The following is a 6000-nucleotide window of genomic DNA, read 5'->3' as shown; positions in this document are numbered from 1 at the left end:
CCGCCACAAAGGTAAACATATTCAGCCTTGTCTTTGTGATAAAAAGCCCGGTCAGAAAAATGATGATCGGGATTGCAAACATCACCAGCGTGATCAGTCCGCGTTTGATTTTCTGGGATTTGATATACCCAAATTCTCCTTTGTCTCTCTTCATGATTTCCTCCAGTTGTTTCCGATTCACAGTCGGTCCTTTCACAGAGTCTGGCTGCCGGTTGCGTTATGGTTTAAAAAATATGGCAGTCAGGTCGATGATCAGACGGTGCGGCAAAATCTTGCACGCAAGAAACAACGCTTTCATCGACCATCCGTAAATGGACAATGCCCGCCCGCAGGCCGCATCATAAACGGCCTTTTCCACGACAGGCTTTGGATCTGCCATAGATTTTTTCTTAAACAGCGGCATTTTATGGTATTTCTCGGCTCCTTCAAAAAAAGCCGTGTCCACCGGTCCCGGGCACACACAGGTCACGGTGATACCTTTTTTTCGCACTTCGCTTCGCAGTGCTCTGGAAAAGCTCAGCACATAGGCTTTTGATGCCGCATAGACGGCAAATCCCGGCTGCGGCACAAACGCCGATGCCGATGCCATCTGAATGATATGGCTGCCTTTCTCCATATAAGGAAGGCACAGATACGTGACGGTCATCAGTGCTTCGTCGTTCAGCCTCGTCGTCTGCTGATGCTCCGGAAGTGTGATCTCTTCAAATGTTCCGATCCATCCCATTCCGGCGGCATTTACCAAAATCTTGACCCGGACATCCTCCGCAAAGAGCCTGCATCTTAACCGCTCCTGCTGTGCTTCCTGCAAAAGATCCAGCGGCAGAAGCACAATCTTTGTCCCAAAACGTTCCTGCCACATCTCTTTTTGCAGATGCCTTGCAATCACCCAGATTTCATCGAGTCTGCGGTACTTGTCCATGATCTGCTGTACAAATGCTCTTCCCATACCGGAAGAGGCTCCCGTTACAATGGCAATCTTTTTTCTTTCTGACATATCACTTCTTCTTTCTGTTATGCGTGTTGCGGATTGTCTTCTTTTTGCCTGTCGGACGCTCTTTTGCAGTATTTCGTCCATTTTGATTGCTGCTGTTTCCTGTATTTTTCCTGCCTGCGTTTTTGCCGCCCATGTTTCTGTCATCTTGTCCCCGGCGATTTTTATCCGTGCCCTGATAATTTTGACGATTTTTATCCGGACGCGGGCGGATCAGACATTTGGCGTCAAATCCGATCAGGTCGCTGCGGTGTGCCTTTAACAATGCCTCTTTGACCAGCTCATAATTGGCCGGATTGCGGTACTGGATCAGAGCTCTCTGCATCGCTTTCTCATGCGGATTTTTCGGAACGTAGACCGGCTCCATCGTCCGCGGATCGACACCGGTATAGTACATACAGGTCGAGATCGTGGACGGTGTCGGATAAAAGTCCTGCACCTGCTCCGGCATATAGCCAAGATCACGGAGATATTCTGCCAGTTCCACAGCTTCTGTCAGGGAACAGCCCGGGTGGGAGGACATCAGATACGGCACCAGAAACTGGTTCATACCCTCCTGTCTGTTGAGCTGTTCATATTTTTTAACAAATTTCTGATAAACAGCATGCTCCGGTTTGCCCATCTTTGCGAGCACTTTGTCTGCCACATGTTCCGGAGCCACTTTGAGCTGTCCGCTGATATGGTATTTGACCAGTTCCCGGAAGAAGCTCTCATCCTTATCTGCCATCAAATAATCAAAGCGGATACCGGAACGGATAAACACTTTCTTGACTTTCGGGATCTTCCGCAGTTTACGCAGCAGGATCAGATAATCTTTGTGGTCTGCCCGCATATTCTGGCACGGCTTTGGAAACAGACATTGTTTGTTCGGGCACACGCCCTTTTTCAGCTGTTTTTCGCATGCCGGATGGCGAAAGTTGGCGGTCGGTCCGCCGACATCGTGGATATAGCCTTTGAAATCCTTATCTTCCGTCATCTGTTTCGCTTCTTCGATAATGGACTCATGCCCTCTCGTCTGGATAATCCGTCCCTGATGGAACGTCAGTGCACAGAAACTGCATCCGCCAAAACAGCCGCGGTTGCTGACCAGGCTGAATTTGACTTCCGAGATTGCCGGAACGCCGCCCCTGGCATCGTAGGACGGATGCCAGATTCTTTTATAAGGCAATGCATAGACATCATCCATTTCCATCTGCGTAAGTGGTTTTGCTGCCGGATTCTGCACAATATAAAGATGCTCTCCGTAAGGCTCCGCAAGCCGCTTTCCGGCAAATGCGTCGGTATTACAGTACTGTGTATAAAAACTTCTGGCATACCAGAGTTTGTCTTCTTTTAACTTTTCATAGGACGGCAGCACGATCGTATCGACGGCTTCATCCAGCATCCTTGTTTTGTAAACGGTTCCCGCAATAAACGTGATATCGCGTACATGGATTCCCGCATCCAGTGCTTCCGCAATCTCTATGATGCTGTGTTCTCCCATCCCATCAGAGATCAGATCTGCCCCCGAATCCAGCAAAATGGAGCGTTTCAGGCTGTCCGACCAGTAATCATAGTGGGCGAGTCTGCGAAGACTCGCCTCGATCCCGCCAATGATGATCGGGGTATGCTTGTAGGTGCGGCGGATCAGGTTGCAGTAGACGATCGTAGCATTGTCCGGGCGTTTTCCCATCACACCGCCCGGTGTGTAAGCATCTTTCTGTCTTCTTTTCCTGGAAACCGTATAATGGTTGACCATGGAATCCATGTTTCCGGCCGACACCAGAAATCCAAGATGCGGCTTCCCTAAAACGGAAATACTCTTTTCATCCTTCCAGTCGGGCTGTGAAATGATCCCCACCCGGAAGCCATGTGCCTCCAGAAGCCGACTGATGATGGCATGTCCGAACGACGGATGGTCCACATAGGCATCTCCGATCACATAGACAAAATCCAGCTGCTCGATCCCTCTCTCTTCCATATCTTTTCTGGAAACAGGCAAAAAATCTGTGCTCATTCTTTTTCCTTTCTTGGCGGCTGTAAAAGTGCCGCAATCTCTTCTTCGGTCAGTTTGCGGAACGCTCCTTTTTCCAGAGCCGGATCTAAAGTAAGGCTTCCCATGGAAAGTCGTTTCAGATAGATCACTTTGCAGCCGATCGCCTCAAACATCCGTTTGACCTGGTGGTAACGTCCTTCGCAGATCGTGACTTTCGCTTCGGAAATCTCTCCCGACGAGAGGATCTCAAGGTCCGCCGGAAGAGTCTTCTTTTCATCTCCGATGTCCAACCCTTCCTTGAATCTGTGGATATCTTCTTCATGGATCTGCCCGGTCACTCTCGTAAAATAGCATTTATCCACATGTTTTTTCGGGGAAAGCAGACGATGAGCCAGCTCTCCGTCGTTTGTGACAAGAAGCAGTCCTTCCGTGTCTTTGTCCAGCCTTCCGACCGGGAACAGATCCTTTTTCTGCTGCAAAGTAATCAGATCCATGACGGTCTTTTCTTTTTTATCTTCGGTTGCGGTGACCACACCTGCCGGTTTGTGCAGCATCAGATAGCAATGCTCTTCATAATATACTGGTTTTCCGTTTAGCGTGATCTGCTCGTTCCCCAGTACTTTTCTCTTTGCCTGCTTTTCGGTGATACCGTCCACCTGGACAAGTCCCTTTTTCAGGAATTGTTTCACCTGGGAGCGACTTCCCTCGCCGGCAAGTGTCAGATACTGATCCAATCGATAACTCATGACTGCATTCTCCATCCTGCATAATACTTGTTTTTTAAGGTACCGCCGGCCGCTTTGCCCCAGCCCAGCCCGTAACCGTCCACGCAGACCAGTACCCAGCCTTTTTCGTTTTCCGCCTCTGTGTCGGATAAATCCAGGGTCTCTCCTTTTAAGTAACGGATCACACGCTCATCGTCCCCTTTAAAAGAGACGCTCTTTTTAAAATCTTCTGCTTTTAAGCACATGGCAAGAGCCTGCGACGGCTCAAACCGCTTTTTCTTCTGATCTCCAAGATAAAGCCCGGTGCGAAGATAACGGATACCCCGCTCGATCTTCGTCCCTTCCGGAAGCAGATAGATGCGTTCTTTCTGAACTTCCGTTTTTCCGGATAAAGGCTTTGTTATCTGCTGCATAAATACTGCAAATTCCGGGCAGTCCTTGAGGTCAGACACCGGTGTTTTTTTACTTTTCGCCGGTTTTTTCAGATATTTTTTACTCTGTCCTTCGCCGTCGGTGCGTTTTCCAAGCAGAGCCGCAAAATGGCCTTCGCCCGGTGCCAGATGCGGGAAAATGCGGATACAGTTCTCAAATCCTTCTTTTTTTCCATGGGAGAAATATTCATCCCATTCTGGCATCAGAAGTTCCATATCCGGCCGCTCCTGCAAAAGATAAGCGATGTTTTCTTCGTTTTCTTTTACAGAAAATGTACAGGTCGAATACAGGAGCATTCCGCCCTTTTTCAGCATATCCGCCGCATCGAGCAGCAGCTTTCTCTGGATCGGCACATAGTAATCCGGTCCTTTTTGCAACCAGTCTTTTACCATTGCCTTATCCCGGCGGAACATCCCTTCTCCGGAACACGGTGCATCGATCAGGATCTTGTCAAAATACGCCGGATAAGCTTTTTTGAGCTTATCGGACTCTTCACTTGATACAAACAGATTCGAAATGCCAAAAAGCTCCAGATTCTTTAAAAGCCCTTTGGCTCTGGAATTGCTGATGTCATTTGCAAGTAGCATGCCTTTTCCTTTTAATTTTGCACCAAGCTCCGTCGCCTTGCCGCCCGGAGCCGCACAGAGATCCAGCACAAAATCGCCCGGCTCTACCGGAAGGTGTGATGCCGGGATCATCGCACTTGGCTCCTGCACATAATAAAGCCCCGCATAATAATATGGATGCTTTGTCACCGTCTGCTTTTCATCAAAAGCAAAGCCGTTCTCACACCACGGTACACATTCAAGAGAAATATCTGCCTTCTGCCTGAAGGTTTCCGGTGCGATCTTCGCGGTATTTACACGAAGTCCCTGTCTGGTTTTCTGCTCAAAACTTGCAAGATATGCCTCATACTGATCACCGAGCAGTTCTTTCATCTCTTCTAAATAATTTGAAGGCAGTTCCATCTTTTTATCCTTTCTCGTTTCTTATTATTTGCTTTTCCTATACCACATCTGCTCAAAAATGCCTCTGACATTCTTTATGCATCAAGATCACTCAAATGCCTGCACATGATAACCTTCTGTGATATTGTCCAGATCGCTGTGAAAACGACGCAGCTGTTCCAGATCCTTTGTCTCATAGATCCGGTAAAACTCATCCTGGATCTTGACAAGTTCCCGTTTATTGGCAATCGTATACAGATTCTGGATATTATTTAAAATATCTTTGACCAGATTCGTCTGGATCTGGCAGGAATTCTGTGCATCCATGATCTCGCTGCGTACCGTTGACATCTCATTGTCCAGCACAATGATCGCATCGGCAACGCGGCTCAGTTTCTCCCGGATGTGATCCGGCATATGCTGTTTATATTTATACTGAAGCGAATGTTCGATCGTAGACCAGAAATTCATCGCCAGAGTACGGATCTGGATCTCCACGCGGATGGTCTTTGTTCCAGAAAAGGTTTCCACCGGGTAAGACACGATCATATGGTAACTGCGGTAACCGCTCGATTTCATATGATTGATATAGTCCTTTTCCGTAACGACCTGCATATCGGAGCGGTTTCTTATAAGATCTGCCACCTTCTCAATATCCTCCACAAACTGGCAGATGATGCGGATGCCTGCGATATCATCCAGCTGTTCTTCAATCTTGTCAACTTCAATGTTTTTCTTCTGTGCTTTATCTAAAATACTGGAGATCGATTTGACTCTGCCGCAGACCTGCTCCATCGGCGAGTACATACCCCGATCCTGGTACTCTTTGATCAGATGATTAAATTTTACCAGCAGTTCCTCCACCGCCAGCTCATATGGATTTAAAATATCCTTCCATAACTGTATTTCCATAAAAACCACTCCTCCTAC

General features: G+C 47.9%; 5 protein-coding genes. All 5 read right to left on the bottom strand.

The annotated features are described in order from the left end of the window. Positions 1 to 217 precede the first annotated feature (217 nt). Entirely contained in the window at positions 218 to 994 is a 777-nt protein-coding gene (locus ACLTL4_RS06315) for an SDR family NAD(P)-dependent oxidoreductase (protein ID WP_412290793.1), read from the bottom strand. A 1-nt stretch (position 995) separates the two neighbouring features. Next, positions 996 to 2987: a YgiQ family radical SAM protein gene (locus tag ACLTL4_RS06310; protein WP_412320334.1), complete on the bottom strand. Its 1992-nt coding sequence runs from the start codon at positions 2985 to 2987 to the stop codon at positions 996 to 998. Then, entirely contained in the window at positions 2984 to 3712 is a 729-nt protein-coding gene (locus tag ACLTL4_RS06305) for a pseudouridine synthase (protein WP_173866374.1), read from the bottom strand. Before ACLTL4_RS06305 ends, ACLTL4_RS06310 begins: the two co-directional genes overlap by 4 nt. Next, entirely contained in the window at positions 3709 to 5091 is a 1383-nt protein-coding gene (locus tag ACLTL4_RS06300) for an RsmF rRNA methyltransferase first C-terminal domain-containing protein (RefSeq protein ID WP_412290789.1), read from the bottom strand. Before ACLTL4_RS06300 ends, ACLTL4_RS06305 begins: the two co-directional genes overlap by 4 nt. Positions 5092 to 5178: 87 nt before the next feature. Next, positions 5179 to 5982: a GTP pyrophosphokinase family protein gene (locus tag ACLTL4_RS06295; RefSeq protein WP_173896253.1), complete on the bottom strand. Its 804-nt coding sequence runs from the start codon at positions 5980 to 5982 to the stop codon at positions 5179 to 5181. Between the last annotated feature and the right edge of the window lie 18 nt (positions 5983 to 6000).

The organism is Hominisplanchenecus sp., from assembly GCF_046967715.1.
In the GTDB taxonomy this organism is placed as follows: Bacteria; Bacillota; Clostridia; order Lachnospirales; family Lachnospiraceae; genus Hominisplanchenecus; species Hominisplanchenecus faecis.
Note: the sequence above shows the minus strand (reverse complement) of the source record. Positions and strands in the feature narration are given on the sequence as shown.

Coding starts and splice junctions, on each gene's coding strand:
- ACLTL4_RS06315 (WP_412290793.1), bottom strand. CDS start 994: ATGTCAGAAAGAAAAAAGATTGCCATTGTAACGGGAGCCTCTTCCGGT.
- ACLTL4_RS06310 (WP_412320334.1), bottom strand. CDS start 2,987: ATGAGCACAGATTTTTTGCCTGTTTCCAGAAAAGATATGGAAGAGAGA.
- ACLTL4_RS06300 (WP_412290789.1), bottom strand. CDS start 5,091: ATGGAACTGCCTTCAAATTATTTAGAAGAGATGAAAGAACTGCTCGGT.
- ACLTL4_RS06295 (WP_173896253.1), bottom strand. CDS start 5,982: ATGGAAATACAGTTATGGAAGGATATTTTAAATCCATATGAGCTGGCG.
- ACLTL4_RS06305 (WP_173866374.1), bottom strand. CDS start 3,712: ATGAGTTATCGATTGGATCAGTATCTGACACTTGCCGGCGAGGGAAGT.